Below are 15,611 nucleotides of genomic sequence, written 5' to 3'. Positions count from 1 at the left end.
TTGACAATTTAACGTGCGCAGTTCGTCTAATCACACCATTTAATCATCGTACTCCTGTATTTTATACAGAGGAAATTTCTTTTTTAAATACAATGATCTTTGTTGTAGATATAAACAGAACATCAGCATGTTGATTCAATGTTTGAGTCACATAGCTAACTATGGCACGATCATTTTTACTTTTTGATGGCGTAATTGCTACAATTTCTACTTCCACATGAAGCTTATCGTCAGGGCGCGTCGGACGAGGCCAACGAATATTCGACTCAGCACCAATTAAGCCATTCGCAATAGGAAAGCATTCCGTCCATAGGCGCATGGTGACTGCAGCTGTATGCCATCCACTTGCTGCCAGCCCTTGAAAGATCGAATGATCTTTTGCTTTTTCTTCATTTAAATGGAAGTCTTGCGGGTCATAAGCCTGTGCAAACTGTTTAATTTCTTCTAGCTTCATTTCATATTCACGGCTAATAAAACGATCACCGATTTTGATATCTTCTAAATAAAGCATGCTTCTATTTCCCCGTAGCATCGTCGTGTTGTTGTTCCATTAAAAACCCGCCCGTTTGACGTTGCCATAAATGTGCATAAATACCATCTAAAGCGACCAAGTCATCATGTGTACCTTGCTCTACAATACATCCTTGATCTAGCACAATTAAACGATCCATTTGCGCAATGGTCGATAAGCGATGGGCAATCGCAATGACGGTTTTTCCTTGCATTAAATCATTCAAACTCGATTGAATGGCGGCTTCTACTTCGGAGTCTAAGGCACTGGTGGCTTCATCTAAAATTAAGATTGGTGCATCTTTTAAAAATACCCGTGCGATAGCTACTCGTTGGCGCTGACCGCCAGAAAGCTTGACACCACGTTCGCCAACAAAAGCGTCATAACCAGTTTTACCGCGTAAATCGACCAGTTGCGGAATAAACTCTTCAGCCTTTGCCTTACGCACAGCTTGATACATTTCTTCATTGCTGGCATTGGGTCGACCATATTTAATATTTTCTTCAACTGTACGATGTAACAATGATGTGTCTTGTGTCACCAAAGCAATGTTTTTTCTTAAACTGTCTTGAGTAACATCTTCTATATTTTGACCATCAATCAAAATACGTCCCTGATTGAGGGGGTAGAAGTGTAATAAAAGCTGAATGAGCGTTGATTTCCCTGCGCCTGAACGTCCTACAATACCAATTTTTTCACCGGGTTTAATGGTTAAATTAAGTTGATCAATCACATTTTTTGAATTGTAGGAAAAACTTACATTTTCAAAAGTGATTTCGCCGTGTGGTACTTGGAGTTCTTGCGCATTGGGTTTGTCTTGAATATTAATGGGGCGTCCAAGGGTTTTCATACCGTCTTGAATGGTTCCGATATTTTCAAATAATGCTGATGTTTGCCACATAATGAATTCTGCAATGCTACTGAGTTTTAGAATCATTGCGGTAGCGGCTGCAATCACACCTAGTTCTGCTTGTCCTTGCATCCATAAATAAACAGCAGTTCCAATCACGCCTACGTACAACACAATATTTAATAGACTGATACTAATAGAGTAGCGTGCACCCAAACGCATTTGCTTAAAGACCGTTACCATAAAGTGTTGCATGGAACTTTTAGCATATTGGCTTTCACGACCTGCGTGAGCAAATAGTTTGACAGTCTGAATATTGGTGTAGGCATCGGTGACTCGACCAGTCATGACGGCGCGAGCATCTGCTTGTGCATTTGAAATTTTACTTAGACGCGGGATAAAATAAGCCGCTGAGCAAATAAATAAAACCAACCAAAGCATTAATGGAATGAGGAGTAAGGGAGAAATCGCTGCAAAGACAAAACTTATTGTGATGAAATAAATTAGCACATAAGCCAGCATGTCTCCTAAAATAATCCAAAATTCGCGTACGGCCAGTGCGGTTTGCATGACTTTTGCGGATAAACGCCCTGCAAAATCATTATGGAAAAAATCGAGACTTTGAAGCAACAGTAAATTATGAAAACGCCACCGCAGTCGCATTGGAAAACTGCTATATAGCATTTGGTGTTTAACAATGGTTTGTAAGCTGGCAAAGAAAATATTTGTTAATAGGATTGCGGTCAAAATAATGAGATTTTGACCGTGGTTTTCTAGAAAATTTTCAGGCTGACTTTTGCTTAGCCATGTGACCAAATCACCAATTTTGGCATAGAGTAGCGCTTCGAAACTGGCTGCGCCCGCAGTACAAATAATCAAAAGCAATAAATAACGTTTTACACCATGTGCAGCTTGCCAAACAAAAGGAAAAAACTCGGTTGGAAGTGGTTCGTTTAAGCCTTTCGTTGGATAAGGATCAACGAGTTTTTCAAACCACTTCAACATAAGTTCCACCTTTGAATATCAATATTATTAAATTTCAGTTATTTACAAATTTTCTATCAAAAACAATATCTTGATTGATAGCTTAGTATACGTTTGAACCTGTGTAAACACCACTTTAGCTGTGCGAACCCGATTATATTTGCCCCCTAATTTGCCCCATAATGGAAAAATCAAGAAAGGGGCAAATTTATGGGTTCAATTTTTACCAGAACACTATCAGACGGGGCTTTGAGATACAGAGCCGTGATTCGTATTCAACGCAAAGATTACCCAGCATTTAGAGAAAGTAAAACCTTCACTACAAAGCGAGTTGCCGAAAAATGGATCAAAAAACGTGAAGTCGAAATTGAGAACAACCCAGACATCTTGAACGGTAATCAACACGAAAAAAGCATAAAGCTTTCTGATGCTATAGATTTATATCTGAATGAAACAGAAGGGGTCTACAGCAAAACAAAAGTAAATGCTTTAAAGCTAATCAAGAAGTTTCCGATTGCTAAAAAGTCTATCATGAAATTGAACAGTATGGATTTATCTGATCATGTTGCTTTAAGGAAAACGTATTGCCCGAAAGTAAAGGTTGGCCCTGTGGTGCCCAGTACTATTCTTCACGAATTACTACAGATACGTAGTGTGCTAACACATGCATCGGTCATGTGGGAAACACCTGTAGATTTAAATGCCCTTGACCGCACAACAGCGCAGCTACGTAAGTGATGCGACTTGCTGAACCTGTTGTCGATCGTAAAGACAATCAGCTAATGTCGGCACGCTCTATTTATGAAATTCCAGATAAGAAATTAACACCGTTTGGTAACCCTGCAAACATTGGAGAATTAAAATGGTTAAAGTCGCTGATTTACCAAGTTTTGATATGGCTGAGTCACTCAAAACTTAAGAAGATATTGTGATGTATCTCAATATAGTTCTTAAAGAAAATAATCCTGCTGAATTAGCGCATGCAAGAGGAATGCCCCCAATTGCGAAAGAGGCAGGTATTGGACGTGAAGCCCTTTATAAAGCGCTTCGTCATGACTCTGTACCTCATTTTGATAAGATCAATCGTATAGTAAATGCTTTAGGTTTAAAACTTACAGTGCAACATTCTTAAAATTTAAAAAAATTAATCAGAGTGGGAGCTTAAGGCTCCCATTGTGATTTCGTATAAGGTGTATTGTGTTAATTTTAGATAAATTTCAAAACTAAAACCTATATATCTGATAAAAAATTAGCAGAAGTCTATTGTGAATTTGTAGTGAATGTTAATATAATTGATAATAATTCTCTTTATCGTTTCTGACCTATGCCTTACGCAAAAAATACTTTAGCTTTGATGATGATTTCTTCAGGGTTTCTTTTTATCTCTTCTGTAACATTGGCTGATACAGAGAATGTAAATATTAAAGCATCAGCAACTCTCCCAACTATTGTTATTGAAGCAATGGCAGAGGGAGACCCTATAAAAACTTATGTTGACTATAAACAAGCGAATGTCACTCGAAATGGTTTAGATAAGAAAGATATTCCTCAAACTGTTGATACGCTTGATGTTTCTAAATATAAATTATATGGCGCAAACGATCTGAGTGTGATGTTACAAGGAACACCTGGTGTTTCAACAAGTTATGATACTAGAAATGATGGAATTTCTATCCGTGGTTTCAATGCTGATACTAACGATATTTATCGAGATGGCATCCGTGAAAGTGGTCAATATCGACGCAGTACAGCAAATGTTGAGCGGATCGAAATTTTAAAAGGTCCAGCATCTGTACTTTATGGAAGAAGTGCTGGTGGCGGTGTGATCAATATGGTGACTAAAGTTGCTAATTTTGATTCAAACAGTTCGGTAGGCGCTTACGTTGGATCTTATGACAACGTGGGGGGAACCATTGATATTAATAAAGCACTTGATTATAACTGGGCTATTCGTCTAGTCGGAGAAAAATCGGATACCAATAGTTTTCGTTCAGGGATTGGCTTTAAGCAAGAAATGTTATCGCCAAGTGTAACTTATCGTAGTGATGATGAAAAACTGCTTTGGACAACTGAATTTACTTACGACAATTTAAACAGAACACCTGATCGTGGGCCAAGTTATGAGAACTTGCCTTCAGGCGTTTCTATTAAAACAGGTTTTGCTGGAAGCAATGATAATATTGTCGATGAAACCAAATCCGTTAGAACAGATCTGAAATATGAATTTGCACCGAATTGGAATTTTCATTGGGCATTAAGTCATCGTGAATCTTTTCAGGATTTTGATAACTTCTTTGGTGGTACGTGGTGCTCAGCTACGGGGTTACAAAACGATGGCAAAAAATGTGATTGGCAAGGAAAAATCCGTCAAAGCTATGCATGGCAGCAAACAACAAATAAAACGTTGATGAATACCTTTGATATTACAGGACTGTTTAAAACAGGTGCTTTAGATCATAAAGTTATGTTCGGTAGTGATTGGTCAAATGAAAAAAGAGAGCCAATTCTTGGAAATTATTCAAGTGGTGACAAAGCAGGGCTATATTATCGCTATGTCAATCCATTCAATACTTCGGACAGCTCTTTATCCTCTGGTTGGGCTACACTCAATGGTTCACGCCCAGCAGAAACTTCACATAGTCAAACTGATGCAAACTCCTTAAGCTTTTTTCTACAAGATTTAATTTCATTGAATGAAAAATATAAAATAATGTTAGGTGTTCGCTACGACAGTTATGATTTTTCAACCAATGATGTTCGTAATCAGAGTAAACGATCATATAGCGATGACAGTTTAAGTCCAAATATTGGTTTTGTTTGGCAACCTATTGAAAGTCAAAGTTTTTATACCTCTTATAGTAAAAGCTTCTCACCTTATGGTGGCCGTGGCTTGTTAGGGGTGAGTACAAGCATAGATCCAAGCTTATATGATGCTGAGCCTCAATTTAATGAACAATATGAAATTGGAGTGAAGAGTGATTGGTTGGATGGTCGCTTAAATACGCAGCTTTCTGTATATGACATTACTAAAAATAATATACGCTATCAACCAGATGCTATAGAACGACCAAATGATTGGGAAGTTGGTCAGCAGCAACAATCTCAAGGTGTAGAGTTTAGTTTTATTGGTCAAGTATTAGATAATCTTTATGTGCGAGGTGGTTATGGTTATACCGATGCCACATGGAAAAGTGATAGTCGTACAACTGTAAAAGAAGAAGAACGTTTAAAAGGCAAAAAGTTATCAGGCATATCTGAAAATACAGGAAACTTATTTGTACGTTATTTACCTGTGGAAAAATGGTATGGCGAGTTAGGGGCAACCTATGTAGGTTCTTATTTTACATCGGATAAAAATACGACAAAAATGCCAGACTGGACACGATTAGATGCTGCTGTTGGTTATAAGGATGACAAGTGGGGCGCGACGATTGCTGTAAATAATTTAACGGATAAAGAATACTGGCGTTCGAATTCAATGCCTGGAACTCCACGAAATTATTTATTAAGAATGAATTATTATTTTTAATAAATAATAGTAAAATTACAGCTTGTGATTCGCACCCCGAAAGTTGGACACTTTTAGTCTAATTTGAAGGGTGCTTTTCTATGGCTTGAATTGCCACCAACATTGCTAGTACTCCCAATAAAAGTAGTATTCTCGAAATTTATATGACTAAATTCAATCGAGTCATTTCCTTCAATTATCAATACTTTTTGACCAAGAATTTGTGCATAAAAATTACTCATTTTATTGTTAAAATATCTATGGCTTAAGTTACCCAAGAATTAGGTCGTTATTTGTATAAATTTTTCCATATTCTAGGACGGGATATACCACCTAATTCAGTGACTGACTTATCCAATAATTTGCATCTGCACAAGTATGAATAGCTCTGTTCATAAGGTTATTCATTTAGTGAAAAAATCAGCTTTTGTAAAATATGATAGCCACATCATTCATTCTTAATACGACAGAATACTTAAACATGAATTTTGTTCACTTACTTGTGAGATTAAATCATTTTTATTCATGTGTTGATTGGGGTATAAATTACACCATGTTCTTAACTATCGACCATATTGAAGTTGATTCTTAATTTAACCATCAGGTTCAAGTCCGAAAAGACTGGGAATACAATTGGGTAGAAGGATCTAAACATAAAATTGGAAAGTCTAGAAAGAACATGAAAAAAATTCAGGTTTTATCGCAGAAATTAGGGGAAGAGATCACAATGAGTAATCAGTTCGCATGTTCAATTAAAAAAATTCGTTTTGATGAAAACTATCAGCCGGCAGATAGCACACGTCTCACCACTAATTTTGCCAATTTAGCTCGTGGCGAAAGTCGTGAACAAAACTTACGTAATACACTACGGATGATCAATAACCGTTTTAACGCTTTAGCACATTGGGATAATCCAACAGCAGACCGTTATTCAGTTGAAGTAGACATTATTTCTGTGGACTTGGATATTGAAGGTAATGGTAAAACTTTCCCGATCATTGAGATGCTTAAAAGCACGATTACTGATCATCACACCAATCAACGTATTGAGGGCATGATTGGTAATAGCTTCTCATCTTATGTACGTGACTACGATTTCAGCGTGGTGCTTAAAGAACATAATCAAGCAAACTCGACTTCGTACGCACCTGAAGGTTTTGGTGATTTACATGGCAAGCTGTATCAATACTTAGTGAACTCAGAGACTTTTAAAGCAGAGTTTAATCAACAGCCTGTCATTTGCTTGAGTGTTTCAACGGCGAAGAAGTATCACCGCATTGCCAATGAGCATCCTGTTTTAGGGGTTGAGTATAAACAAGATGAATACTCACGTACCGATGAGTATTTCCATAAAATGGGTTTACAGGTTCGCTTTTTTATGCCGAAAGGTAGTGCTGCACCTTTAGCATTCTATTTTGCGGGTGATTTACTGCGTGATTACAGCGATTTTGAGCTCATCAGTGCAATTAGTACCATGGAAACGTTCCAAAAGATTTATCGCCCTGAAATTTACAATGCAAACTCATCAGCGGCGCAAGTCTATCAAGCAAGTCTAGATTACCCAGATTACTCATTAACACAAATTGTATATGACCGTGTTGAACGTGGTCAGTTAGCAGTTAAACAAGGCAAGTGGACTGAAGAAAACTTTATCAAGCCGTATCAAAATATTCTTGAGCAATGGGCTACAAGCTACACCGTTCAACATCAAGCTGCATAATTTACCTTAAATAGATAATAGAAGATTTAAAGATGACAATTTTACTCCCGACATCAACAGCTGGTAGCTTACCAAAACCGTCTTGGCTTGCAGAGCCAGAGAAACTTTGGTCACCTTGGAAATTAGAAGGTGAGCAATTGATTGAAGCGAAACAAGATGCTTTACGTTTGTCATTGCAAGAACAGCTACATGCAGGAATAGATATTGTTAGCGACGGTGAGCAAACCCGTCAACATTTTGTCACCACATTCATTGAGCACCTTGATGGCGTTGATTTTGAAAAGCGTGAGACAGTTCGAATTCGTAATCGTTATGACGCGAGTGTGCCGTCAGTGGTTGGTGCAGTAAGTCGTCAAAAACCTGTATTTGTTGAAGATGCTAAGTTTTTACGTAGTCAGACAGATCAACCAATTAAATGGGCTTTACCAGGCCCAATGACCATGATTGATACGCTGTATGATGGTCATTATAAAAGCCGTGAAAAACTGGCTTGGGAATTTGCCAAAATTCTAAATCAAGAAGCCAGAGAATTAGAAGCTGCGGGTGTAGATATTATTCAGTTTGATGAACCTGCATTTAATGTGTTCTTTGATGAAGTGAATGATTGGGGTGTTGCGACTTTAGAGCGTGCACTTGAAGGCCTTAAATGTGAAACTGCCGTACACATTTGTTATGGTTATGGTATTAAAGCCAATACAGATTGGAAAAAAACTTTAGGTTCAGAATGGCGTCAATATGAGCTAGCATTCCCGAAGCTACAACAATCTAAAATTGATATCATCTCACTCGAATGTCAAAACTCTCGTGTGCCGATGGATCTGATTGAACTCATTCGCGGTAAAAAAGTGATGGTTGGTGCGATTGATGTCGCAACCAATAGTATTGAAACACCTGAAGAAGTTGCGAATACCTTACGTAAAGCACTTCAGTTTGTAGATGCTGACAAGCTTTATCCTTCAACTAATTGTGGTATGGCACCTTTAGCTCGTGAAGTGGCAAGAGGCAAGTTGAATGCTTTAAGTGCAGGTGCGGAAATTGTTCGAAAAGAGCTATCGGCTTAATATTTACTAAAGTACTGATCAAAATAATGATGTGTAAGGGTGGTCGGTTTAGTCGGAAATTTCTGATTAAATCGCATACCCATGACTTCATGAAGAAGAAGCATCGGTTTCTACCCAAAACCCATTTAGAAGATATCTCACGTGACAAAATCATGTGAGATATCAAAATACAGAAAAAAGTAAGGTTCTCATTTAGGGACTTAGGAGTAAAGTGATGATTCAATCAACAGACTTTAAAAATGCCATGTCTTTGCTTACAAGTGCAGTCAATGTTGTGACTACGGTTGGGGCGTCTGGTCGTCATGGGTTTACTGCATCTGCTGTGTGTAGTGTCACTGATACTCCTCCGACATTATTGGTCTGTATGAATAAAGCATCTAGATCACATATACATTTTATAGAAAATAAAATTTTAACAGTGAATGTTTTAGGAGCGCATCATCAGCAAATTTCTAATGTATTTTCATCCAAAATGGGTTCAGATGAGCGGTTTAAACATGGAACTTGGACAAAATTAAAAACTGGCGCACCAATTTTAGAAGATGCCTTAGTGGGTTTTGATTGTCAGATTGAGCAAATTCAAGAAGTCGGAACACATACTATTTTTATTTGTCGTGTGGTCGCGATTCAACAAGGCGAGCATGAACAGGGTCTTGCTTATTTTAATCGTGCTTATCACCATGTCGGTGAGATGGAAACTGCCTAAATTTACTTCTTATTTTTGACTCTGTTGCATGAAGTCATGTATGGAATGTCGTTTTTATTGTGACCAGACCTAAAGAGCAAAATACGGCTTTTATGTGAGTGATGATGACAGCACATTTGATTTCAAAAGAGCGTATGTCGCTATTTACCTATATTGCACGAGTTGATAGTAACTTAAGACGATGGGCTATTGCATAAAACAATCAAGTGCGCCGTGATTCCTAAATGGAATGAGTGACTGGCTTATTTCAGTATATAAAAAACCCATCAACACCTAGAATGCGACGGGAATTTTACTTGTTACTGCAACTAGGAAAAAGGGTCTTTTTTTATTTTCTTTAACTCTAGTCCAACTAAAATTAAAGCTATAGTTAATAATACTCCAACACCTAAAAAGAACATATCTTTTGAATAAATCCATGCGCTAAGACAAGCTAAGATTAGAATAGTTAAGAAAATGGTAAGTATTAAACATATACTTTTTTGCATGAGATATACCCCACACTAAAGTTTAATTATCCAAATAATATAACATTATTTTTTAATTTAGAAAGTACAAAAATTAAAAGTAATCAGAGAAATTCTTCTTGTTGCCGGTATTTATGATAGAAATGGAAAAAATTATATTGATCTTGGTTATGGCTGTCCCCAAGCATCTGAGCAAGAATAAAAAACCCTTCTTGATAATTTGACGCGATTGATCATATTTGTGTATGAAAAACAAGCTATTTATACATGTTGTAAGAAAAGGTCAGTGCATTTTTTTTAATGAAAATTATAATTTAAATATTAATTTATAATAATTAGGAAAGAAATGTCACACAAAAGCCCAAAATTTATATTAGAACAAATTTATAATTTTGTTGTAGAAATGCCAGAAATTGACTCTAAAAGCCATTTTATACAATTAAAGATGTTCTTTAGTGCCTTACATGAGGCAGACCCAATAGCATTTGATGCTGTAAAACCTTCTAGCTATAAGGGCGTTTTTAATGGAAAGGTTCAAACTATATTTGCGACTACGGCACCAAACTTTTTTAATAAAAAGGATTTTTTAGATTGGGCTTTTAAAAAAATAGATTCATAAATACTCATTTTTAAAATAAAGTTATCTTTGGTGGGATGCGCCTATTGGGGTTTTATGTCATTTTAGGTCGCGCTGTAGTAGAAATTAAAGAACCTGTTATTGTTGCGTTGAATTATAAGGAAAACCGTTCTAGTCATCAGCGTACTGGAACGGTTTTTTATTTTATGAATTGGGTGAAGTAAAAAGACCACTTTATTTAGCGTGGTCTTTTTTAGGTTAAACAAACATTCTTTTAGATCGAGGGAAATGTCTATTTCTTACGATATTAATCGCCAGAAGATGGCTTTAACTTAAGATTAGAAAAGTACGGAGCAGCCAAAATAAATAACCAAACAACTAAAATAAAGGCAGACGTCATTGCAGGCATACCCAAAGGTTCTAAAGCCGCAGATAATGCAGCGTAGACAAAGGAAGTTATAATCACTGCTAATATTCCGTAAATGATGGTTGATTTATTCAGCATAAAAATCCCCCCACCAAACACAATAGCTGTGAGTACGTTATTAAACCCAAAAGCACCGGCCCGTATTGCTGGCTCTGCCGCTCCCATTCCCCAAGCGACCAATGCACCAAGCAATGATCCAATAATTGCAGCTAAACATATAATTCGCGAACTAATAAGTAAGCCTGCAATAAAGAAAAGCCCAGTAATTGCGCTACCCTGAAAAAATACTTGTGAAATACCTGTTAAGAGCCCTTCCAAAATTGTAGATAGCGTAACAATACCTTCAACATTTATGACAGTACTAGGTAGTCCAGCACTAGGTAGTGTGCCAGTGGAATGAAGTTGCCCAAAACGGGCACAGGCTAATATAAATAATAAGGTTGTTAAGACAAAGGGCGCAGTCAGTGTTGGAATGTTCCATGTTTTTACAATGTTTAACATGGCCGCCATAATCACGGTGCTACTTGCAGATGCTAAAACGACATAACCCCAAGTGATCCATGATGGTTCAAGAAAATGGAGTAGTGCAATAGCAACAAGTACGCCATTAAAACCAAATAAACCTGCTTCAAGACTAGAGCGTTCAACACCCAGTAACTTTGCGCTTAGTGTACTGACGACTGACCCCAGTAAAGCCGCACAACCAAGAAGTAAGGAGTTGTAAAAAACACCCATCAAAAACAATAAGCCAGTATAGCTATTGTTTTGTAACATGACTTGTCCAATGCCACGTAGCACTGAGTCGATAAAAATATAAAAGGATGAGAGCGGGGACTGGTTATTGTAGACAAGCCCAGTACGCGAAAAGTTTTTAAAAGCGATTTGAAAATTAGTAAATTTCATTTATACATACCGTCAAATTTTCATTGTTGAATCTCAATGAAGTGTAGTCTACAACTTAACCAGAGCTTTTACGTTACCCGTACCAAGTTTGAGCTTGTTTTATAAACGAAATTCAGCACATTATTAAATGAATCAAATTTCCATAAGTGGTGGTCAGGTAAACCCTTATCGTTGTTCCACCTCTGAATCTAAAATTTTATAATTCGAATTACAAAATGCATCCATAAGTAAATACGTTCCAGAGGCTCTTTGGTACTGATTAATCAGAGGAACTAACCTTTTAAAATGTTCAGTTTCACAATGTGCATCTAAGGCTGCTCGGTCAGGCCATTCTTCTATAAATATAAAATGCCCAGAGTCCTTTTGATCAATAAAAAGCTCATAGGAAATACATCTTGGTTCAGTTTTTGTTTTCTCAACGAGTTCTTTATATAAAGGCATAACACGCTCAATATGTTCAAGGTGAATAAAATCTTGAGCAATGACTTTTAGCATAAATGATTTGTCCACAATTTAGTTTAGATGGTTTTTTTTGGGAAGTTGTATAACTGAATTAGTAATTTGAATAGGGGTATTTTGATGATATGACAGTATTCATTTAAAAACTGCTCATCTAAAACCTTTCCCTTTATTTGACCATATCATTATTTTACGTTTTTGCCGACGAGATCATCATTTATTATGAGCTGTGCATTCTAACCTTCGCCTACACAGCTCAACGACTTGTACACAATATAATTATTGTGTTTGTCCACATGTGCTTATTTTACGTTTTTGTTCAACGGCATTGATAAAATCTCCAATTAAAAACTCACTTTGGCGTAAAGAGTCACGATGGTCGCCATTTGGAAGTGGGTGATAGTTGATGGATTTTCCTGCTTTACATTGCTGTTGGTAATATGCATATGTTCCATGATAATCAACCAGTTGATCTTGAGTACCTTGAACAATCATAAGTGGGACAGTGGGTGTCATGTATTCAATAGATTGCTTTTTAAGATAAGCAATTAATGGTGCTAAATTTGCATTCGGCTTGAAGATAGACTCAGGTGGTTTTTTTAAATCTGTTTGTAATTCGGATAAGCACCGACTTCGGCCACTATTTAAAATAACCTGCATTTCTTTACTGACCAAATGATCTGGAGACAATGTAGGATCGGCCGCTTCGGCACCTAACAACACAATAGGAAAGAACGCGACAACATTGACAGCAGGTTTTGGATTTTCTTCTACATATTCGGCAATGCCTTCATATTTATAACCACCCGGAGCAAGTGCTATGGCTCCTGCTAAATTGTATTCTGGCGCATCTTTTTGTCCATAAGCAGCGACAGTCAATGCAGCTGCACCGCCTTGACTATGACCCATCACATACCAAGTTTTACTAAAACTTTTAGGTTTAAATGAATGTAAGGCGCGAACACTATCGACTACTGTATGAAGTTGACTCACAGCATTCATATAAGGATGTCCACCGGGTGTGCCCAGTCCTTGATAATCAGTTGCAACGACTGCATACCCTTTAGCAAGCCACGCATTTAAGGCTTTTTCAGCCACATTTTGGTAAGAGTTAACTGGCCCGTTTTGGTAATCTCCAGAAGGAGCACATGTGTCAGCAACACCCGTGGTTCCGTGCGCCCAAGCGATAATCGGCCAACCACCTTTAGGACTTTGACCTTTAGGAAGCACGATATATCCAGAAGTTACAATAGGCTCGTTGTTGACGCCTCGACTACGATAAGTGATTAAATATCGTTGCGCTGCATGGCTTAGTAATAAGGATGGTTCTTGTGCTTGAATGGATAAGAGAGTGCCCGGTTTTGTAGCGGCTATTTTAATGTTGGAAATCGCATTTGGGGGGGCAGAATTAATCGTTTGTGCAATGGTGGCTGAGCCACAACTTAGAATAAAACAACTTAATGCAAATTTTTGAAGATTTTTTCTCAGTTTAAGCATGAAACCGAACTCCTTTAAAAGGACATTTTATAAAATGAAATTACGAATACGGAAATCGTTTTTGATATTGGATAAACCTTATCATATAAAAATTACTTCGTTATTTGTAAAGCCAAAAAAATTTGAATAGGCATTAAAAAAATACCGATTATTGGAAATAAAAAGACTCACAAATAGTGAATCTTAACGAACAAATTTCTTGGCTTAATGAAAAATATCGAAAATTCCATTTAGACCCAGTTAGGTTTAGGCAATGTTAATTGATGATTTTAAGCTCAATATTATAATTTACAATTTCTCCGCGCCGTGCTGTATTACGCATTTGGTAAAGCTGAAGCGTATATTGACCTGTTTCAGGCAAAGTAATTTCGCCAGTTGAACCCACAATAGCACCCTTTAAAATCGCCTCAGCGCTACCCGGTTTGTCTTCAGGTGCATAAATGTTGAGATAGGCTAAATTTTTGGTACTTTTTATCTTAAATTTTAATTGTTGGCCAGCTTTGGCATGCAGAGTGTATCGTGCCTCATCATCGCCTTTGAACGTTCCTTTTAAGTTTGTACCATAGCTTCCTTTTTTAAAAACGATAGGATTTTCTATAATTTTTGCAAATACAGAAGTAGAACTTAAGGCAACGAACGTAACTAAAATGGCAGTTTTAAAAACATTTTTCATTTTATTATCCCTAGTAATAATGGGGTTATACTATCATTTTTTATATCTTACTTTGTTTGATGATGTATCTATTTCTTTGATTGTAATAGCGTATCTGCTTCTGTAACAGAGGCTTTTTGGGTAGATCGTTGCCACAAACATAACTCTCTTCCTCGTTGGTTTTTCATGTGTGCTTGAGGGTAGTGACCTTCTAAAATAACGGCAGAATATCCGACGCGATCATCAAATGTCATAATATCACTCACAACCTTAGTATTTTTTAGCTGACTTACTTTGAGACATGCCGATTTAATGCTCTGATTATGCTTTTTCCATGAACTGGCTGAGCTAGCGAAAGTAGAGGAAGATAAGCAAATCAGGCTTAATACAATAAAACCTATTTTTTTCATTGTGCTGTACCGTATTTTTGAAGTTCAAACTTAATCATACAGCAGTAATTTATGATGAAAAGTATCTTTTACATTACTTTAAGTAGTGTATGTAAATTTTTACCTAATTATTTTTATTATTATAAATATCATTTGGTTATACGGTTTTTATGTGCAATTTAAATCTGGCGTAACATTGTTTTCTCCACCTAAATTAAGCCATACTATGTGACCATTAGAAATATCATAAATAGCAGGAATGACCTGTGTATCTTGCTCAATTTTAGACTGATGTAGATTTAGTGCCTCATTAAGCTTTTTCGCCGTGACTAGAGTGTGATTTTTAATAGAATCTTCAATGGTGCCATCCAAAATAATATTGTCATCAATGAATGTCATAAGATCTTGTAAAGGCCCTTTAATTTTTTTATTTTGATGAGAAGCAGTTACTGCACCACAACATGTATGGCCGAGCACGATAATGAGTGGTGTTTTTAAGTGTTGAATTGCATATTGAATACTTCCAAAAACTGAGGTATCACTGACATTACCTGCATTTTGAATAACAAATAAATTTCCAAGACTTTGATCAAAAATTATGTCTGGGGATACTCTTGAGTCCGAACAACATAGAATCACTGTATGTGGGTTTTGAGTTTCAGAGAGCAATTTTAAATCGTGTTGTAAAATGTCATGCATTTTATTTTGAATGAATCGTTTATTTCCATTTTTTAAAACGGCTAATGATTCTTGCCAAGTTATCATTTTTTTTATCCTTTTTGTATGACAGTTCAATAAATGAAAGTATGGAATGGTGTTGAATTATTACATTTCTTTCTGATGAGCTAACATTGCATTTTGTAACGAATTTTGAATAATAAGTTAAGTGTTTTGTGTGAT

At 36.7% G+C, this 15,611-nt stretch carries 16 protein-coding genes and 1 pseudogene; 9 read left to right on the top strand and 8 right to left on the bottom strand.

All coding sequences use genetic code 11. The features are described 5' to 3' along the window. Positions 1 to 61: 61 nt before the first annotated feature. The gene (locus BBP83_RS09360; protein WP_068887823.1) at positions 62 to 511 is read right to left on the bottom strand and encodes a MaoC family dehydratase; all 450 of its coding nucleotides are present in this window, start codon (positions 509 to 511) and stop codon (positions 62 to 64) included. Between the two features lie 4 nt (positions 512 to 515). Continuing rightward, complete coding sequence (locus BBP83_RS09355; RefSeq protein WP_068887821.1) at positions 516 to 2,366, bottom strand: ABC transporter ATP-binding protein; 1,851 nt, start codon at positions 2,364 to 2,366, stop codon at positions 516 to 518. A gap of 189 nt (positions 2,367 to 2,555) precedes the next feature. On the opposite strand from BBP83_RS09355, the gene BBP83_RS09350 reads away from it, so the two are divergent. From BBP83_RS09350 to BBP83_RS15285, 9 genes and pseudogenes are all read left to right on the top strand, one after another. Further along, the gene (locus BBP83_RS09350) at positions 2,556 to 3,083 is read left to right on the top strand and encodes a hypothetical protein (protein WP_213030442.1); all 528 of its coding nucleotides are present in this window, start codon (positions 2,556 to 2,558) and stop codon (positions 3,081 to 3,083) included. After that, positions 3,080 to 3,277 carry a hypothetical protein gene (locus BBP83_RS15290; RefSeq protein WP_171258080.1) on the top strand — a complete coding sequence of 66 codons (198 nt, stop codon included), beginning with the start codon at positions 3,080 to 3,082 and terminating at the stop codon, positions 3,275 to 3,277. The genes BBP83_RS09350 and BBP83_RS15290 overlap by 4 nt, the downstream gene beginning before the upstream one ends. After that, positions 3,208 to 3,477: pseudogene (locus tag BBP83_RS09345) on the top strand (addiction module antidote protein). Before BBP83_RS15290 ends, BBP83_RS09345 begins: the two are co-directional and overlap by 70 nt. A 192-nt stretch (positions 3,478 to 3,669) precedes the next feature. Continuing rightward, entirely contained in the window at positions 3,670 to 5,874 is a 2,205-nt protein-coding gene (locus tag BBP83_RS09340; protein ID WP_068887819.1) for a TonB-dependent receptor, read from the top strand. A 706-nt stretch (positions 5,875 to 6,580) separates the two neighbouring features. Continuing rightward, positions 6,581 to 7,573, top strand: coding sequence for a DUF1852 domain-containing protein (locus BBP83_RS09335; RefSeq protein ID WP_068888567.1), 993 nt, complete (start codon positions 6,581 to 6,583; stop codon positions 7,571 to 7,573). Positions 7,574 to 7,605: 32 nt separating this feature from the next. Then, entirely contained in the window at positions 7,606 to 8,634 is a 1,029-nt protein-coding gene (locus BBP83_RS09330; RefSeq protein ID WP_068887817.1) for a methionine synthase, read from the top strand. Between the two features lie 214 nt (positions 8,635 to 8,848). Beyond that, the gene (locus BBP83_RS09325; RefSeq protein WP_068887815.1) at positions 8,849 to 9,340 is read left to right on the top strand and encodes a flavin reductase; all 492 of its coding nucleotides are present in this window, start codon (positions 8,849 to 8,851) and stop codon (positions 9,338 to 9,340) included. Positions 9,341 to 10,153: 813 nt separating this feature from the next. Then, a complete protein-coding gene (locus BBP83_RS09315; protein WP_068887811.1) occupies positions 10,154 to 10,426 on the top strand; it encodes a hypothetical protein in 273 nt (90 codons plus the stop codon). Positions 10,427 to 10,470: 44 nt separating this feature from the next. After that, positions 10,471 to 10,608: a hypothetical protein gene (locus BBP83_RS15285; protein ID WP_171258081.1), complete on the top strand. Its 138-nt coding sequence runs from the start codon at positions 10,471 to 10,473 to the stop codon at positions 10,606 to 10,608. An 83-nt stretch (positions 10,609 to 10,691) separates the two neighbouring features. Here the strand turns inward: BBP83_RS15285 and BBP83_RS09310 are convergent, their stop codons facing one another. The 6 genes from BBP83_RS09310 to BBP83_RS09285 all read right to left on the bottom strand — a co-directional run bounded on the left by BBP83_RS09310 (position 10,692) and on the right by BBP83_RS09285 (position 15,476). Next, on the bottom strand, positions 10,692 to 11,714 hold the full coding sequence (locus tag BBP83_RS09310; protein WP_078055425.1) for an urea transporter: 1,023 nt from the start codon (positions 11,712 to 11,714) through the stop codon (positions 10,692 to 10,694). Positions 11,715 to 11,879: 165 nt separating this feature from the next. Next, positions 11,880 to 12,209: a putative quinol monooxygenase gene (locus BBP83_RS09305; RefSeq protein ID WP_068887809.1), complete on the bottom strand. Its 330-nt coding sequence runs from the start codon at positions 12,207 to 12,209 to the stop codon at positions 11,880 to 11,882. A gap of 243 nt (positions 12,210 to 12,452) precedes the next feature. Next, a complete protein-coding gene (locus BBP83_RS09300; RefSeq protein WP_068887807.1) occupies positions 12,453 to 13,670 on the bottom strand; it encodes an alpha/beta fold hydrolase in 1,218 nt (405 codons plus the stop codon). Between the two features lie 256 nt (positions 13,671 to 13,926). Further along, complete coding sequence (locus BBP83_RS09295) at positions 13,927 to 14,343, bottom strand: DNA breaking-rejoining protein (RefSeq protein ID WP_068887805.1); 417 nt, start codon at positions 14,341 to 14,343, stop codon at positions 13,927 to 13,929. A gap of 68 nt (positions 14,344 to 14,411) precedes the next feature. Then, positions 14,412 to 14,732: a hypothetical protein gene (locus BBP83_RS09290; RefSeq protein ID WP_068887803.1), complete on the bottom strand. Its 321-nt coding sequence runs from the start codon at positions 14,730 to 14,732 to the stop codon at positions 14,412 to 14,414. Between the two features lie 147 nt (positions 14,733 to 14,879). Next, the gene (locus tag BBP83_RS09285) at positions 14,880 to 15,476 is read right to left on the bottom strand and encodes a carbonic anhydrase (RefSeq protein WP_068887801.1); all 597 of its coding nucleotides are present in this window, start codon (positions 15,474 to 15,476) and stop codon (positions 14,880 to 14,882) included. Positions 15,477 to 15,611: the final 135 nt, after the last annotated feature.

It is taken from the genome of Acinetobacter celticus (assembly GCF_001707755.1).
In the GTDB taxonomy this organism is placed as follows: Bacteria; Pseudomonadota; Gammaproteobacteria; order Pseudomonadales; family Moraxellaceae; genus Acinetobacter; species Acinetobacter celticus.
Note: the sequence above shows the minus strand (reverse complement) of the source record. Positions and strands in the feature narration are given on the sequence as shown.